This is a genomic window from Streptomyces sp. NPDC025638, from assembly GCF_055558775.1.
The window spans coordinates 145,169-160,106 of the sequence record NZ_JBVHLX010000005.1; the positions used below are offsets into that span (position 1 = coordinate 145,169).

Below are 14,938 nucleotides of genomic sequence, written 5' to 3' on the forward strand. Positions count from 1 at the left end.
CCCAGCCCGAACCCGGTAGCGTGAACTGTCAACCCGCCTCCCTCCAGGAGAGTCCCCGCCGTGCGCATCGCAGTCACCGGCTCCATCGCCACCGACCACCTCATGACCTTTCCCGGCCGCTTCGCCGACCAGTTCGTCGCGGACCAGCTGCACACGGTCTCGCTCTCCTTCCTGGTCGACAACCTGGACGTACGCCGGGGCGGCGTAGCCGCGAACATCGCCTTCGGCATGGGACAGCTCGGCTCGAAGCCGATCCTGGTCGGCGCCGCGGGCTTCGACTTCGACGACTACCGTGCGTGGCTCGACCGGCACGGTGTCGACACCGAGTCGGTCCGTATCTCCGAGACCCTGCACACCGCCCGCTTCGTGTGCACCACCGACGCGGACCACAACCAGATCGGCTCCTTCTACACGGGCGCGATGAGCGAGGCCCGCCTCATCGAGCTGAAGACCGTCGCGGACCGCGTCGACGGCCTCGACCTGGTCCTGATCGGCGCCGACGACCCGGAGGCGATGCTCCGCCACACGGAGGAGTGCCGCTCCCGTTCCATCGCGTTCGCCGCCGACTTCTCCCAGCAGATCGCCCGCATGGACGGCGAAGAGATCCGGATACTGCTGGACGGCGCGAGGTACCTCTTCTCCAACGAGTACGAGAAGGGCCTCATCGAGTCCAAGACCGGCTGGACCGACGAGGAGATCCTCGGCAAGGTCGGCCACCGCGTCACCACCCTCGGCTCCCGCGGCGTCCGCATCGAGCGGGCCGGCGAGGACCCGATCGAGGTCGGCTGCCCGGAGGAGGAGCGCAAGGCCGACCCCACCGGCGTCGGCGACGCCTTCCGCGCCGGCTTCCTCTCCGGCCTCGCGTGGGGTGTCTCCCTGGAGCGCGCCGCCCAGGTCGGCTGCATGCTCGCCACCCTCGTCATCGAGACGGTCGGCACCCAGGAGTACCAGCTGCGCCGCGCCCACTTCATGGACCGCTTCACCAAGGCGTACGGCCATGACGCCGCCGCCGAGGTCCAGGCGCACCTGGCCTGATCAGGACACCCGGCGGACCACGTACGCCGACCCCTGGTCCGCCGGCTCCTCACCCACGTACTCCTGCCCCCGCATCTCGCACCACGCGGGAATGTCCAGCCGGGCCGCCTCGTCGTCCGACAGGACCCGCACCGTGCCGCCCACCGGCACATCCCCGATGACCTTGGCCAGCTCGATCACCGGGATCGGGCAGCGCTTGCCGAGGGCGTCCACCACCAGCTCCTCGGCCCGCACCACGGTCGCCGGAGCCGGCGCCCCCAGCTTCTCCCGTACCCCGGCCACCGCCCCCGCGAGCACCCCGAGGAACCGCTCGACGTCTTCCTCGGCCGTCCCCGGCGGCAGCGACACCCGTACGTTCCCCTCGCTCAGCACCCCCATCGCCTTCAGTACATGGCTCGGCGTCAGCGTGCTGCTCGTGCAGGACGATCCGGACGATACGGAGAAACCCTCCCGGTCCAACTCGTGCAGCAGGGTCTCTCCGTCGACATAGAGACAGGAGAAGGTGACGATCCCGGGCAGCCGGTGTTCCGGATCGCCGACCACCTCCACGTCCGGCACCAACCGCGGTACCCGCGCCCGGATCCGCTCCGTCAGCTCCCGCAGCCGTACCGCCTCGGCGGCCGCCTCCGCCCGTACCGCCCGCAGTGAGGCGGCCGCGGCCACGACGGCCGGGATGTTCTCGAACCCGGCCGCACGCCCCGACTCCCGCTCGTCCACGGGCCCTTGGGAGGCGAACCGCACTCCCTTGCGCACGACGAGCAGCCCGACCCCGGACGGCCCGCCCCACTTGTGGGCGCTCGCCGCAAGCAGCGACCAGTCGCCCTCCACCCGCCCCCAGCCCAGCGACTGGGCCGCGTCCACCAGCAGTGGCACCCCGGCCGCCCGGCACGCCTCGGCCACCGCCGCGACCGGCTGCTCGGTCCCCACCTCGTGGTTGGCCGACTGCAGACAGGCCAGCGCGGTGTCCGGCCGCAGCTCCTTCTCGTACGACTCGACGCTCACCGCACCCGAACGCAGCACCGGCACCCGCGTCACCGTCCCGCCGTCCGCCTCGAACGCCTCCGCCGAATGGAGCACCGAGGAGTGTTCGACCGCTGACACGATCAAGTGACGTCCGACCCGCCGACGCCCGGCCAACGCACCCGCGACTCCCATGTGCACGGCACGCGTACCGGACGATGTGAACACCAGCTCATCACCCCGACACCCCACAGCCTCGGCAGCCGCCTCCCGCGCGGCGTCGAGCAGCAGCCTGGCCCTGCACCCTTCCCGGTAGAGCCGGGAGGGATCGGCCCACCCCTCGTCGAGAGAGGCCAACAACGCCTGACGGGCAACAGGATGAAGGGGAGCGCCGGAGGCGGCGTCGAAGTAGGACATACAGCAACGTTAAAGCTTGGGGTACGTCGACCAGGGGCGCGGGGAACTGCGCAACCAGCCGAGACGATCCCGCACCCGCCAAACCACCCGAACCTCCGAGCTACTCGGCGCTTTCGGGTGACCCGCAGCGCGTATGGCACCCTCCCCTCGAACCCCCGGAGGGCGTCGGCTAGGGTTTGGTCCGCATAAACATCAAACCCCTGCCCGACGCAGGACGGCGACCGACCAGCGAGAAGGCCGCAGCCAACCGCGCGGGCGAGACTCTCGGGAAGGCGCTACGTGAGTCCCAACGGCTCCGACCGCTCGCCGCGGCGCCCGATGCGGCGGAAGCTGCTGCAGGCAATGACCGCGGGCCTGGTCCTGGCGACCGCTACCGGTTGCACATACAAGGACTTCCCCCGCCTTGGTATGCCCACCCCGGTCACGGAAGAGGCTCCGCGGATCCTCTCCCTGTGGCAGGGCTCCTGGGCTGCCGCGCTCGCCGTCGGCGTGCTGGTGTGGGGCCTGATCCTCTGGGCGGCCATGTTCCACAGGCGCAGCCGCACCAAGGTCGAGGTACCTCCGCAGACCCGGTACAACATGCCGATCGAGGCCCTGTACACGGTGGTCCCGATCATCATCATCTCGGTTCTGTTCTACTTCACGGCCCGGGACGAGACGAAGCTCCTGGACCTCTCCAAGAAGCCCGACGTCACGGTCAACGTGGTCGGCTTCCAGTGGAGCTGGGGCTTCAACTACGTCGCGGACGTGCCCGGTTCCACCGGCAACGCCAAGACGTCCCCGGAACTGCTCGCCATTCCGGACCGGTTGAAGAAGGACTTCCCGGCGAACGCCGGCGGTGTCTACGACGTCGGTACGCCCGGCACGAAGAACCCGCAGACCGGCAACCCCGGCCCGACCCTCTGGCTCCCCAAGGGCAAGACGGTCCGTTTCGTCCTCACCTCGCGTGACGTCATCCACTCCTTCTGGGTGGTGCCGTTCCTGATGAAGGTGGACGTCATCCCGGGCCACACCAACGCCTTCCAGGTGATTCCCACCCAGGAGGGCACGTTCCTCGGCAAGTGCGCCGAGCTCTGCGGCGTCGACCACTCCCGGATGCTGTTCAACGTGAAGGTCGTCTCTCCCGAGCGTTACGAGCAGCACCTCAAGGACCTCGCCAAGAAGGGGCAGACCGGTTACATTCCCGCCGGCATCGCGCAGACGCCGCACGAGAAGAACCGGGAGACGAACAACCTGTGAGCATCCTCAACGAACCCCAGGGTGCCGCGGCAGCTGAAGACTCGTACGAGAACGAGCTGCCGGTCAGGCGCAAGCAGCCCGGCAACGTCGTGGTGAAGTGGCTGACGACCACCGACCACAAGACGATCGGAACGCTGTACCTCGTCACGTCGTTCGCGTTCTTCCTGATCGGCGGCGTGATGGCACTGCTCATGCGTGCCGAGCTGGCCCGTCCGGGCCTGCAGTTCATGTCGAACGAGCAGTTCAACCAGGCGTTCACGATGCACGGCACGATCATGCTGCTGATGTTCGCGACGCCGCTGTTCGCCGGCTTCACGAACTGGATCATGCCGCTCCAGATCGGTGCCCCCGACGTCGCCTTCCCCCGCCTGAACATGTTCGCCTACTGGCTGTACCTGTTCGGCTCGACGATCGCGGTCGGTGGCTTCCTCACCCCGGACGGCGCGGCCGACTTCGGCTGGTTCGCCTACTCCCCGCTGTCGGACGCGGTCCGCTCGCCGGGCATCGGCGCCGACATGTGGATCATGGGTCTGGCCCTGTCCGGCTTCGGCACCATCCTCGGCTCGGTCAACTTCATCACCACGATCATCTGCATGCGCGCCCCGGGCATGACCATGTTCCGCATGCCGATCTTCGTGTGGAACGTGCTGCTGACCGCGCTGCTGGCCCTGATCGTGTTCCCGGTCCTCGCGGCCGCGCTGTTCGCCCTGGAGGCGGACCGCAAGTTCGGCGCCCATGTATTTGATTCCGCCAACGGCGGAGCCCTGCTGTGGCAACACCTCTTCTGGTTCTTCGGCCATCCAGAGGTGTACATCATCGCGCTGCCGTTCTTCGGCATCATCTCCGAGGTCATCCCGGTCTTCTCCCGCAAGCCGATGTTCGGCTACATGGGTCTGATCGCGGCGACCATCTCGATCGCCGGTCTGTCCGTGACCGTGTGGGCCCACCACATGTACGTCACCGGCGGTGTGCTGCTGCCGTTCTTCTCCTTCATGACCTTCCTGATCGCGGTCCCGACCGGGGTGAAGTTCTTCAACTGGATCGGCACCATGTGGAAGGGCTCGCTGTCGTTCGAGACACCGATGCTCTGGGCGACCGGCTTCCTGATCACCTTCACGTTCGGTGGTCTGACCGGTGTCATCCTGGCCTCGCCGCCGATGGACTTCCACGTCTCGGACTCGTACTTCGTGGTGGCGCACTTCCACTACGTGGTGTTCGGCACGGTCGTCTTCGCGATGTTCTCCGGCTTCCACTTCTGGTGGCCGAAGTTCACCGGCAAGATGCTGGACGAGCGTCTCGGCAAGATCACCTTCTGGACGCTGTTCCTCGGCTTCCACGGCACGTTCCTGGTCCAGCACTGGCTGGGCGTCGAGGGCATGCCGCGCCGTTACGCGGACTACCTCGCGGCCGACGGGTTCACCGCCCTGAACACGGTCTCGACGATCAGCTCGTTCCTGCTCGGCCTGTCGGTCCTGCCGTTCCTCTACAACGTGTGGAAGACGGCCAAGTACGGCAAGCCGGTCGGCGTCGACGACCCGTGGGGCTACGGCCGCTCGCTGGAGTGGGCGACCTCCTGCCCGCCGCCGCGCCACAACTTCCTCACCCTGCCGCGGATCCGCAGTGAATCCCCGGCGTTCGACCTGCACCACCCGGAGATCGCCGCCATGGAGCAGCTGGAGCTCGCCGGTCACGGCAGCAGCGCCATCGCGGGCAACAAGGAGGCCGGCAAGTGAAGATCCAGGGCCGGTTGTTCATCTGGCTGAGCGTCTTCTTCCTCGCCATGGCGGTCGTCTATGGCGTGTGGTCGAAGGAGCCGGCCGGTACCACGGCGCTCTTCCTGGCCTTCGGCCTGAGCATCATGGTCGGCTTCTACCTGGGCTTCACCGCCCGGCGGGTCGACGCGGGTGCCCAGGACAACAAGGAGGCCGACGTCGCGGACGACGCGGGCGAGCTGGGCTTCTTCAGCCCGCACAGCTGGCAGCCGCTCGCCGTAGGCATCGGTGGCGCGCTGGCCTTCCTCGGTGTCGCGGTCGGCTGGTGGCTGCTGTACTTCTCGGCGCCGATCATCCTGATCGGCCTGTTCGGCTGGGTCTTCGAGTACTACCACGGTGAGAACCGCACCCAGTAGCACGGCGCCGCGCCAACAGGGGAGCCCGGACACTCCGTCAGGAGGTCCGGGCTCCTTCCTTTGCGGTGCGGGGGCGCCCCGCGCCCGTCCCCCGTTCGGCCTCACCCACCGCGCCGCGGGCGACGAAGCTTCTTAGCGTGAGGCCATGAGAACCTCTCCGCGCACCCGCACCGTCGTCGTCGGCTGCACGCTGCTGGTGACCGCCCTGGGCGCCGGCGCCACCGCGTGTGGTTCGGACGAAAACCCGCTGGCGGCCGAGCCGTACGACGCAGCGGACCAGATCTCCTTCAACAGCCCCACCGGGGCGGGGAAGAAGGTCGACCCGGACAAGCCCCTGGAGGTCACCGCGGAGGACGGTGAGGGACGCATCACGGACGTCACGGCCACCGACTCGACGGGACGCTATGTGGCGGGTGAACTGGCCGCAGACGGCAGCCGCTGGCACAGCACCTCCCCGCTGGCCGCGGACGCCCACTACACGGTGCGGGTCAGCACCGAGGACGAGGACGGGGCCCCCGGCCGCAAGGTCCTCACCTTCGACACCAGCAAGCCCACCACCAAGAAGACCCTGGACGTCACCTTCGGGCCCAAGGCGGGCCAGTACGGCGTCGGGCAGCCCATCACGGCCGACCTCAACCAGCCCGTCAAGGACAAGGCCCAGCGGGCCGTCGTCGAGCGCGCCCTCAGGGTGGACTCCACGCCCGCCGCGGACGGCACCTGGTACTGGGTGAACGACAAGCAACTGCACTTCCGCCCCAAGGACTACTGGCCCGCCCACGCGACCATCCTGGTGCACAGCAACCTGGAGGGCGTGAAGATCGGCGACCGGCTGTGGGGCGGCAAGGCCAAGCCGCTGACGATCACCACGGGCGACAAGATCCTGGGCGTCACGGACGCCTCGGCGCACTCCATGACGGTCTACAAGAACGACGCGCTGATCAACACGATCCCGGTCACCACCGGAAAGCCCGGCTTCGAGACCCGCAACGGCGTCAAGGTGGTGCTGGAGAAGCAGTACTTCGTACGGATGCGCGGGACCACCGTCGGTATCTCCGAGGACAGCTCCGACTCCTACGACCTGCCGGTGTACTACGCGACCCGCGTCACCTGGTCCGGCGAGTACGTGCACGCGGCACCCTGGTCGGTGGGCTCCCAGGGGTCCGCGAACGTCAGCCACGGCTGCACCGGTATGAACACCAGCAACGCCGAGTGGTTCTTCGACACGTTCCACCCCGGCGACCTGGTCAAGGTCGTCAACTCCAACGGGCACGAGATGGAGCCGTTCGGCAACGGCTTCGGCGACTGGAACCTCGACTGGGCCAAGTGGCGCACGGGCAGCGCCCTGACCAACGGCAAGCAGGACGCCCCGAAGCCCCAGGACGCGGACCGCCTCCGGCCGACGGCGGTATGACCGCCCCGGGACGCCCCCGGGCTCCTAGGCGCTCTGGAGCCTCTTCTGCCGCAGCAGGGACGCCAGGGCACCGGCGAACTCCACCGGCTCCACAGGGAGCGTCACAGCCGCGTCGGCGCGGCTCCAGGTGGCCAGCCACGCGTCCTGCGGGCGGCCGATCAGCAGGAGCACCGGCGGGCAGTTGAACACCTCGTCCTTGATCTGGCGGCACAGGCCCATGCCCCCCATGGGCACGGCCTCGCCGTCCAGCACGCAGACGTCGATGCCACCCTTGTCCAGCTCCGTCAGAACGGCCGCGGGAGTCGCGCATTCCACGAACTCCACCACAGGGACATCCGGAGCCGGCCTGCGTCCGGTGGCGAGCCGCACCTGCTCGCGGGTGTTGGAGTCGTCGCTGTAGACCAGCACCGTGGCGGTCGGCTGCATTGTTCCTCCGGGACGTCAGCGTCGTACGGACAGGACCGATGGGCCGGATGCTACCCCTTCCGACACCGTGTCAACAGCGGCTCGGACAGGACTTCGAAAGACCGCTGGATGGGCCATCCGGGCAGTACACACGGTACGGACACTCCGAACGGCACCCCCCGGAGTGAGGGCGGGATAAGCGACCGACATAATGTCGGTCGTGGCGACAGCAACGACAGTAGATACCGGGCACGCGCACCCGTCGGTCAATCGGCCGAACCTCACCAGCGTCGGAACCATCATCTGGCTGAGTTCCGAGCTGATGTTCTTCGCGGCCCTCTTCGCGATGTACTTCACCCTTCGATCGGTGACCGGTCCCGAGCACTGGAAGCACATGGCCGAGGCCTTGAACTTCCCGTTCTCGGCGACGAACACCACGATCCTGGTGCTCTCCTCCTTCACCTGCCAGATGGGCGTCTTCGCCGCCGAGCGCGGTGACGTGAAGAAGCTCCGGGCCTGGTTCACCGTCACCTTCATCATGGGTGCGATCTTCATCGGCGGTCAGATCTACGAGTACACCGAGCTGGTGAAGAAGGACGGGCTCTCGCTCTCCTCCGACCCGTACGGCTCGGTGTTCTACCTGACCACCGGCTTCCACGGCATGCACGTGACGGGCGGCCTCATCGCCTTCCTGTTCGTCCTCGGCCGCACCTACGCGGCGAAGAGGTTCACCCACGAGCAGGCGACCGCGGCCATCGTCGTGTCCTACTACTGGCACTTCGTCGATGTCGTCTGGATCGGCCTCTTCGCCACGATCTACATGATCAAGTAGCCGGGGCCGTTCCCGCACGCGTTTCTCGAAACGCACATCCCAGAAGCATCGACGCAGAAGATCCTGACACCGGGGTAATCCGTGAAAAAGCTCTCCGCACGACGACGCCATCCGCTGGCGGCGGTCGTCGTCCTACTCCTCGCGCTGGCGGCCACGGGGGGGCTGTACTCCGCGTTCGCGCCCGCGAGCAAGGCGCAGGCCGATGAAACCGCCCAGTCCCTGACCATCGAGCAGGGCAAGAAGCTCTACTCGGTCGGCTGCGCCAGCTGCCACGGCACCGGTGGCCAGGGCTCCTCCGACGGGCCGAGCCTGGTGGGCGTCGGCGCCGCGGCCGTCGACTTCCAGGTCGGCACCGGCCGTATGCCCGCCGCCACCTCCCAGGGCGCCCAGGCTCCGCGCAAGAAGCCCATCTACACGCAGGCCCAGATCGACCTGCTCGCGGCGTACGTCGCCTCGCTGGGTGCCGGTCCGCAGGTGCCGACGGGCGAGCAGTACAGCCCCGAAGGCGCGGACATCTCCAAGGGCGGTGAACTGTTCCGCACCAACTGCGCGCAGTGCCACAACTTCACCGGCAAGGGCGGTGCGCTGACCGATGGCAAGTATGCGCCGAGCCTTGAGGGCGTCGACCCGAAGCACATCTACGAGGCCATGCTCACCGGCCCGCAGAACATGCCGTCCTTCCCCGACACGACCCTGTCGGAGAAGAACAAGAAGGACGTCATCGCGTACCTGAACGCGGTCGACAGCGACCAGACGGAGAACCCCGGCGGCCTCGAACTGGGCGGCCTCGGGCCGGTCACCGAGGGCCTGTTCGCGTGGATCTTCGGTCTCGGCGCATTGATCGCGGTCGCCGTCTGGGTCGCCGCTCGGACCGCAAAGGCCAAGAAGTCATGAGTAGCCAAGACATTCCAGAAGAGAACCTGCCCGCTGAGCAGGAGACCGCGCACGGCGCGGTGAGCATCGCGGACGAGAAGGACCCGTTCGCGGACCCGGGCCTGCCGCCCCACGAGCACCGGATCCAGGACATCGACGAGCGGGCCGCCAAGCGGTCCGAGCGCGTCGTCGCCCTGCTGTTCACGGTCTCGATGCTCGCCACCGTCGCCTTCATCGCCTCGTACGTGGCGATCCCGCACGACAAGTCGATCTTCGTCTTCCCGATCGGTCACCTCAGCGCGCTGAACTTCGCGCTGGGTCTGACGCTCGCCGTGGCGCTGTTCTGCATCGGCGCGGGCGCGGTCCACTGGGCCCGCACCCTGATGTCCGACGTGGAGATCGCCGACGAGCGTCACGCGATCTCGGCGCCGCCGGAGGTCAAGGCGAAGGTCATCGCCGACTTCAAGCAGGGTGCCAAGGAGTCGGCGATCGGCCGCCGCGGGCTGATCCGCACCACGATGTTCGGCGCGCTCGCCCTGGTGCCGCTCTCCGGCGTCATGCTGCTGCGTGACCTCGGCCCGCTGCCCGGGACCTCGCTGCGGCACACCCTGTGGGCCAAGGGCAAGCTGCTCGTCAACATGAACACCAACGAGCCGCTGCGTCCCGAGGACGTCGCCGTCGGCTCGCTGACCTTCGCCAAGCCCGAGGGCCTGGAGGAGACCGACGAGGAGTTCCAGGAAGAGATCGCCAAGGCGGCCCTGATGATCGTCCGGCTCCAGCCGGACAACATCAAGGACAAGCGCGAGCTCGCGTGGTCGCACGAGGGCATCGTGGCGTACTCGAAGATCTGCACCCACGTCGGTTGCCCGATCTCGCTGTACGAGCAGCAGACGCACCACGTGCTGTGCCCCTGCCACCAGTCCACCTTCGACCTCTCCGACGGTGCCCGGGTGATCTTCGGCCCCGCCGGTCACGCCCTGCCGCAGCTCCGCATCGGCGTGAACGACGAGGGCTACCTCGAGGCGCTCGGCGACTTCGAAGAGCCCGTCGGTCCTGCATTCTGGGAGCGCGGATGAGCACCAACGAGAACAACGAGCGACGCGGCAAGGCGCCCGCCGGCGAGCGCGTCGCCGACTGGGCCGACGGCCGGCTCGGGATCTACTCCCTGGCCAAGTCCAACATGCGCAAGATCTTCCCCGACCACTGGTCGTTCATGTTGGGCGAAGTGTGCATGTACAGCTTCATCATCATCATCCTCACGGGTGTGTATCTGACGCTGTTCTTCCACCCGTCGATGAACGAGGTGGAGTACCACGGCAGCTACGTCCCGCTGCAGGGACAGCTGATGTCCGAGGCGTTCAGCTCGACCCTGCACATCTCCTTCGACGTGCGCGGTGGTCTGCTCATCCGGCAGATCCACCACTGGGCCGCGCTGATCTTCCTCGCCGGCATGTTCGTGCACATGATGCGCGTGTTCTTCACCGGCGCGTTCCGCAAGCCGCGTGAGATCAACTGGCTGTTCGGCTTCCTGCTGTTCGTCCTGGGCATGTTCACCGGCTTCACCGGTTACTCGCTCCCGGACGACCTGCTCTCCGGCACCGGTGTCCGCTTCATGGAGGGCGCGGTCCTGTCCGTGCCGATCGTCGGCACGTACCTGTCGTTCTTCCTCTTCGGCGGTCAGTTCCCCGGCCACGACTTCGTGGCCCGGTTCTACTCGATCCACATCCTGCTGCTGCCGGGCATCATGCTCGGGCTGATGGTGGCCCACCTGATCCTGGTCTTCTACCACAAGCACACGCAGTTCGCGGGTCCCGGAAAGTCCGAGAAGAACGTCGTCGGCATGCCGCTGCTGCCGGTGTACATGGCCAAGGCCGGAGGCTTCTTCTTCCTGGTCTTCGGTGTCATCGCGGCCATCTCCGCGATCGCGCAGATCAACCCGATCTGGGCCATGGGCCCCTACCGTCCGGACCAGGTGTCCACCGGCGCCCAGCCCGACTGGTACATGGGCTTCTCCGAGGGCCTGATCCGCTTCATGCCGGGCTGGGAGGTCAACTTCTGGGGTCACACGCTCGTCCTGGGCGTGTTCATCCCGCTGATGATCTTCCCGCTGGTCCTGGTCGCGATCGCGGTCTACCCGTTCATCGAGTCCTGGATCACCGGGGACAAGCGCGAGCACCACATCCTGGACCGCCCGCGCAACGCCCCGACGCGCACCGCGCTCGGTGTCGCCTGGATGACGGTGTACCTGACGCTGCTGGTCGGCGGTGGCAACGACCTGTGGGCCACGCACTTCAACCTGTCGATCAACGCGGTCACCTGGTTCGTCCGGATCTTCGTCTTCGTCGGACCGGTCCTGGCGTTCCTCCTCACCAAGCGGATCTGCCTCGGCCTGCAGCGCCGGGACCGGGAGAAGGTGCTGCACGGTCGCGAGACCGGCATCATCAAGCGCCTGCCGCACGGTGAGTTCATCGAGATCCACGAGCCGCTCAGCCAGGAGCAGCTGCACACCCTCACGGCGCACGAGCAGTACGCGCCGGCCGAGATCGGCCCGACGGTCGACGAGAACGGTGTCGAGCGCAAGGTGCCGGGCTCGCAGAAGCTGCGCGCCAAGCTCAGCGACGCGCTCTACGGCGAGGAGTCCCAGATCCCGAAGGCCACCGTCGAGGAGTACAAGGAGATCACGAGCGGCCACGGCCACCACTGATCGCTGCGCACGCCACGCCACGGCAGGGGCCCCGTCCGGTGTTCGGACGGGGCCCTTCGCCATGCCCGGCGGCTGGATAGGGTGGACCTTGTTGAGATTCGCGTCCCGGAATCCGGGACCTCACCCAGGAGCGGCTTATGAGCGCTGTGACCCCCGCTGGAGGCGACACCGCGGCGGGCCGTTCCTGGCCCGAGGTACTGAACGCCCTGCTGGACGGTCGTGACCAGAGCGCCGACGCGACGGCCTGGGCGATGGACCGGATCATGCGCGGCGAGGCGACCGACGCGCAGATCGCCGGCTTCGTGGTGGCACTGCGGGCCAAGGGCGAGACCGTCGAGGAGATCACGGGTGTCGTCCGCGCGATGTACGAGCACGCCAAGGTGATCGAGGTGTCCGGCCGCACGGTCGACATCGTCGGCACGGGCGGCGACGGCGCGAAGACGGTGAACATCTCCACGATGTCGGCGCTGGTGGTGGCCGGCACCGGCGCCAAGGTCGTCAAGCACGGCAACCGGGCCGCCTCGTCGGCGTCCGGCTCCTCCGACGTCCTGGAGAAGCTCGGCGTGAACCTCGACCTGACGCCCCAGCGCGTCGCCGAGGTCGCGGAGGAGGCGGGCATCACCTTCTGCTTCGCCGTGAAGTTCCATCCGGCGCTGCGCCATGTCGCCGCGGCCCGCGGCCAGTTGGGCATCCGTACGGTCTTCAACGCCCTCGGCCCGCTGACCAACCCGGCCAAGGTCAGGTCCCAGGCGGTCGGTGTCGCGGACCCCCGGCTGGCGCCGATGATCGCGGGCGTCCTGGCCGAGCGCGGCAATTCCTCCCTGGTGTTCCGCGGCGACGACGGGCTCGACGAGCTGACCACGACGTCCACCTCCCGCGTCTGGGTCGTCCGGGACGGCAAGGTCACCGAGGAGAGCTTCGACCCGCGGGACGTCGGCCTCGAACTGGTGCCGGTGGAGGCGCTGCGGGGCGGGGACCCGTCGTACAACGCGGAGGTCGCCCGGCGGCTGCTGGACGGCGAGAAGGGCCCCGTACGAGACGCGGTGCTGCTGAACTCGGCGGCCGCCCTGGTGGCCCTCGACCCGGGCCCCGGCACCCTCGCCGAGCAGCTCGGCGCCCAGATGGCCAAGGCCGCGGAGTCGATCGACTCGGGGTCGGCCAAGCGGGTGCTGGAGCGGTGGGTGGCCGCCAGCAACGCATGACATGAGCGGTCGGCGGTCCCGCGATCCGGACACGGGTTGCGGGACCGCGATCACTTCACGTACTTTCCTGTCCAGGTCATGAGTGACAGTCATGAGGCCCCGGCCGACTGTCCGGCAACCCTCCGTCCGTGGCGGGGTGCCCCGGGTGAGGACCAGGTCGTAGGCAGCGAGGTCTACGGCAAGCGCGGACCCCTCGTACACCAGGGGTCCTGGTCGTCGAGGGAGCCTTCTGTGAGCAAGCGAATGCGATAGGGCGTAGAGCCCCGCCTCCGCGTACCCCTTTCACCTTCCCCACGCTTGAGCCGTGCGCGCTCGCGTGGTGGTTCCGCCTTGCTTCTCACGGGAGTTCACCATGTCCGTCTCCACCGCTGCCGCCGTCCAGACCGTTTGTTCCCCGCTGCCCGTTCTGGGGGAGGATGTCACCGTCCCGCTCGTCACGGGCGGCGAAGTCACCTATGCCGCGCTCGACTACGCGGCCAGCGCCCCCGCCCTCCAGCGCGTCTGGGACGACGTGGCGGCCTACGCCCCCTACTACGGCAGCGTCCACCGCGGCGCCGGCTACCTCTCCCAGCTCTCCACCGACCTCTTCGAGAACGCCCGCAGGACCGTCGCCGAGTTCCTCGACTGCCGCGACGCCGACCAGGTGATCTTCACCCGGTCCACCACCGACTCCCTCAACCTGCTCGCCGCCGCGCTCCCCGCCGACTGCCATGTCTTCGTCTTCGAGACCGAGCACCACGCCTCGCTGCTGCCCTGGAAGGACGCCCGGGTCAGCTACCTCGACGCCCCGCGCAGCCCGCGCGAGGCGGTCGCGACCCTGGAGCGGGCCCTCGCCGACCGTACTGTGTCCATTGAAGGCGGCCACGGCCCGGCCCTCGTCTGCGTCACGGGCGCCTCCAACGTCACCGGCGAGCTGTGGCCGGTCCGCGAACTGGCCGCCGCCGCCCACGCGCACGGTGCCCGGATCGTCCTGGACGCCGCCCAGCTGGCCCCCCACCACCCGGTGTCGGTCCAGGACCTGGACGTCGACTGGGTCGCCTTCTCCGGCCACAAGCTGTACGCCCCCTTCGGCTCCGGTGTGCTGGCCGGCCGCGCCGACTGGCTGCGCGCGGCCGAGCCGTACCTGGCGGGCGGCGGCGCCAGCCGCGGGGTCAGCCGCCGTGCGGACGGGGGAGTGGCCGTGGAGTGGCACGAGACCGCTGCCCGCCACGAGGCCGGCTCCCCGAACGTCATCGGCGTCTACTCCATCGCCTCCGCCTGCAAGGCCCTGACCGAGGCCGGTTTCGACACCCTGGTGGCCCGCGAGGAGTACCTGATCCGCAAGGTCAGGCAGGGACTGGCCGAGGTCCCGCAGGTCCGCGTCCTCTCCCTCTTCGGCGACGACGCCCCGCGCGTCGGCGTGATCTCCTTCGTCGTCGAGGGCTGGAACAGCTCGCACTTCGCCGCGGCGCTCTCCGCCGAGTACGGCATCGGGGTCCGCGACGGCCTGTTCTGCGCGCACCCACTCGTCCGCACCCTGCTGGGCAGCGACCCGCAGACCCAGGGCGAGTGCGGCGCTCCGGAGGCCGCGCCCGGCGAGAAGTCCCTCAACGCCGTCCGCGTCAGCTTCGGCGCGGGCACGCCGGACGAGCACGTCGACCGGTTCGTGAACGCCGTGAAGGAACTGGTCCGGGACGGCGCCAAGTGGCAGTACCGCACCGAGGACGGGCGCTGCGTCCCGGCCGTCTGATCG

The 14,938-nt window shown here is 68.5% G+C and carries 13 protein-coding genes and 1 riboswitch; of the genes, 11 read left to right on the forward strand and 2 right to left on the reverse strand.

Annotation, left to right across the window (positions count from 1 at the left end):
* Positions 1–60: 60 nt before the first annotated feature.
* A complete protein-coding gene (locus ACZ4EG_RS14715) occupies positions 61–1,035 on the forward strand; it encodes a carbohydrate kinase family protein (RefSeq protein WP_390709221.1) in 975 nt (324 codons plus the stop codon).
* Here ACZ4EG_RS14715 and ACZ4EG_RS14720 read toward each other — a convergent pair whose 3' ends face one another.
* The gene (locus ACZ4EG_RS14720; protein ID WP_467790893.1) at positions 1,036–2,412 is read right to left on the reverse strand and encodes an aminotransferase class V-fold PLP-dependent enzyme; all 1,377 of its coding nucleotides are present in this window, start codon (positions 2,410–2,412) and stop codon (positions 1,036–1,038) included. It abuts the gene before it with no gap.
* Between the two features lie 279 nt (positions 2,413–2,691).
* Between ACZ4EG_RS14720 and ctaC the strand changes: the two genes are divergently transcribed.
* The 4 genes from ctaC to ACZ4EG_RS14740 all read left to right on the forward strand — a co-directional run bounded on the left by ctaC (position 2,692) and on the right by ACZ4EG_RS14740 (position 7,190).
* Entirely contained in the window at positions 2,692–3,651 is a 960-nt protein-coding gene (gene ctaC / locus ACZ4EG_RS14725; RefSeq protein WP_467790894.1) for an aa3-type cytochrome oxidase subunit II, read from the forward strand.
* The gene (gene ctaD, locus ACZ4EG_RS14730) at positions 3,648–5,384 is read left to right on the forward strand and encodes an aa3-type cytochrome oxidase subunit I (protein WP_453547838.1); all 1,737 of its coding nucleotides are present in this window, start codon (positions 3,648–3,650) and stop codon (positions 5,382–5,384) included. The genes ctaC and ctaD overlap by 4 nt, the downstream gene beginning before the upstream one ends.
* Positions 5,381–5,779 (forward strand): cytochrome c oxidase subunit 4, encoded by a 399-nt coding sequence (locus tag ACZ4EG_RS14735; protein ID WP_453547841.1) that lies wholly within the window; start codon positions 5,381–5,383, stop codon positions 5,777–5,779. Before ctaD ends, ACZ4EG_RS14735 begins: the two co-directional genes overlap by 4 nt.
* Positions 5,780–5,924: 145 nt before the next feature.
* Positions 5,925–7,190, forward strand: a complete 1,266-nt coding sequence (locus ACZ4EG_RS14740; RefSeq protein WP_453547843.1) for a L,D-transpeptidase — start codon at positions 5,925–5,927, stop codon at positions 7,188–7,190.
* 24 nt (positions 7,191–7,214) lie between these two features.
* On the opposite strand, the gene ACZ4EG_RS14745 is transcribed toward ACZ4EG_RS14740, so the two are convergent.
* On the reverse strand, positions 7,215–7,616 hold the full coding sequence (locus ACZ4EG_RS14745) for a response regulator (RefSeq protein WP_390709215.1): 402 nt from the start codon (positions 7,614–7,616) through the stop codon (positions 7,215–7,217).
* A gap of 190 nt (positions 7,617–7,806) precedes the next feature.
* Here ACZ4EG_RS14745 and ctaE point away from each other — a divergent pair, with 190 nt between their 5' ends.
* The 6 genes from ctaE to ACZ4EG_RS14775 all read left to right on the forward strand — a co-directional run bounded on the left by ctaE (position 7,807) and on the right by ACZ4EG_RS14775 (position 14,935).
* On the forward strand, positions 7,807–8,427 hold the full coding sequence (ctaE, locus tag ACZ4EG_RS14750; protein WP_390709214.1) for an aa3-type cytochrome oxidase subunit III: 621 nt from the start codon (positions 7,807–7,809) through the stop codon (positions 8,425–8,427).
* 81 nt (positions 8,428–8,508) lie between these two features.
* Positions 8,509–9,321 (forward strand): cytochrome bc1 complex diheme cytochrome c subunit, encoded by an 813-nt coding sequence (gene qcrC, locus ACZ4EG_RS14755; protein WP_453547845.1) that lies wholly within the window; start codon positions 8,509–8,511, stop codon positions 9,319–9,321.
* Positions 9,318–10,376, forward strand: a complete 1,059-nt coding sequence (gene qcrA / locus ACZ4EG_RS14760) for a cytochrome bc1 complex Rieske iron-sulfur subunit (protein WP_453547847.1) — start codon at positions 9,318–9,320, stop codon at positions 10,374–10,376. Before qcrC ends, qcrA begins: the two co-directional genes overlap by 4 nt.
* Positions 10,373–12,004, forward strand: coding sequence for a cytochrome bc1 complex cytochrome b subunit (qcrB, locus tag ACZ4EG_RS14765; RefSeq protein ID WP_453547850.1), 1,632 nt, complete (start codon positions 10,373–10,375; stop codon positions 12,002–12,004). The genes qcrA and qcrB overlap by 4 nt, the downstream gene beginning before the upstream one ends.
* Before the next feature lie 137 nt (positions 12,005–12,141).
* Positions 12,142–13,206 (forward strand): anthranilate phosphoribosyltransferase, encoded by a 1,065-nt coding sequence (gene trpD, locus ACZ4EG_RS14770; RefSeq protein WP_363296989.1) that lies wholly within the window; start codon positions 12,142–12,144, stop codon positions 13,204–13,206.
* 74 nt (positions 13,207–13,280) lie between these two features.
* Positions 13,281–13,397, forward strand: a riboswitch (SAM riboswitch).
* 161 nt (positions 13,398–13,558) lie between these two features.
* On the forward strand, positions 13,559–14,935 hold the full coding sequence (locus tag ACZ4EG_RS14775) for an aminotransferase class V-fold PLP-dependent enzyme (protein WP_467790895.1): 1,377 nt from the start codon (positions 13,559–13,561) through the stop codon (positions 14,933–14,935).
* The last annotated feature ends 3 nt before the right edge of the window (positions 14,936–14,938 follow it).

Coding starts and splice junctions, on each gene's coding strand:
- ACZ4EG_RS14720 (WP_467790893.1), bottom strand. CDS start 2,412: ATGTCCTACTTCGACGCCGCCTCCGGCGCTCCCCTTCATCCTGTTGCC.
- ACZ4EG_RS14740 (WP_453547843.1), top strand. CDS start 5,925: ATGAGAACCTCTCCGCGCACCCGCACCGTCGTCGTCGGCTGCACGCTG.
- ACZ4EG_RS14745 (WP_390709215.1), bottom strand. CDS start 7,616: ATGCAGCCGACCGCCACGGTGCTGGTCTACAGCGACGACTCCAACACC.
- ctaE (WP_390709214.1), top strand. CDS start 7,807: ATGTCGGTCGTGGCGACAGCAACGACAGTAGATACCGGGCACGCGCAC.
- qcrA (WP_453547847.1), top strand. CDS start 9,318: ATGAGTAGCCAAGACATTCCAGAAGAGAACCTGCCCGCTGAGCAGGAG.
- qcrB (WP_453547850.1), top strand. CDS start 10,373: ATGAGCACCAACGAGAACAACGAGCGACGCGGCAAGGCGCCCGCCGGC.
- trpD (WP_363296989.1), top strand. CDS start 12,142: ATGAGCGCTGTGACCCCCGCTGGAGGCGACACCGCGGCGGGCCGTTCC.
- ACZ4EG_RS14775 (WP_467790895.1), top strand. CDS start 13,559: ATGTCCGTCTCCACCGCTGCCGCCGTCCAGACCGTTTGTTCCCCGCTG.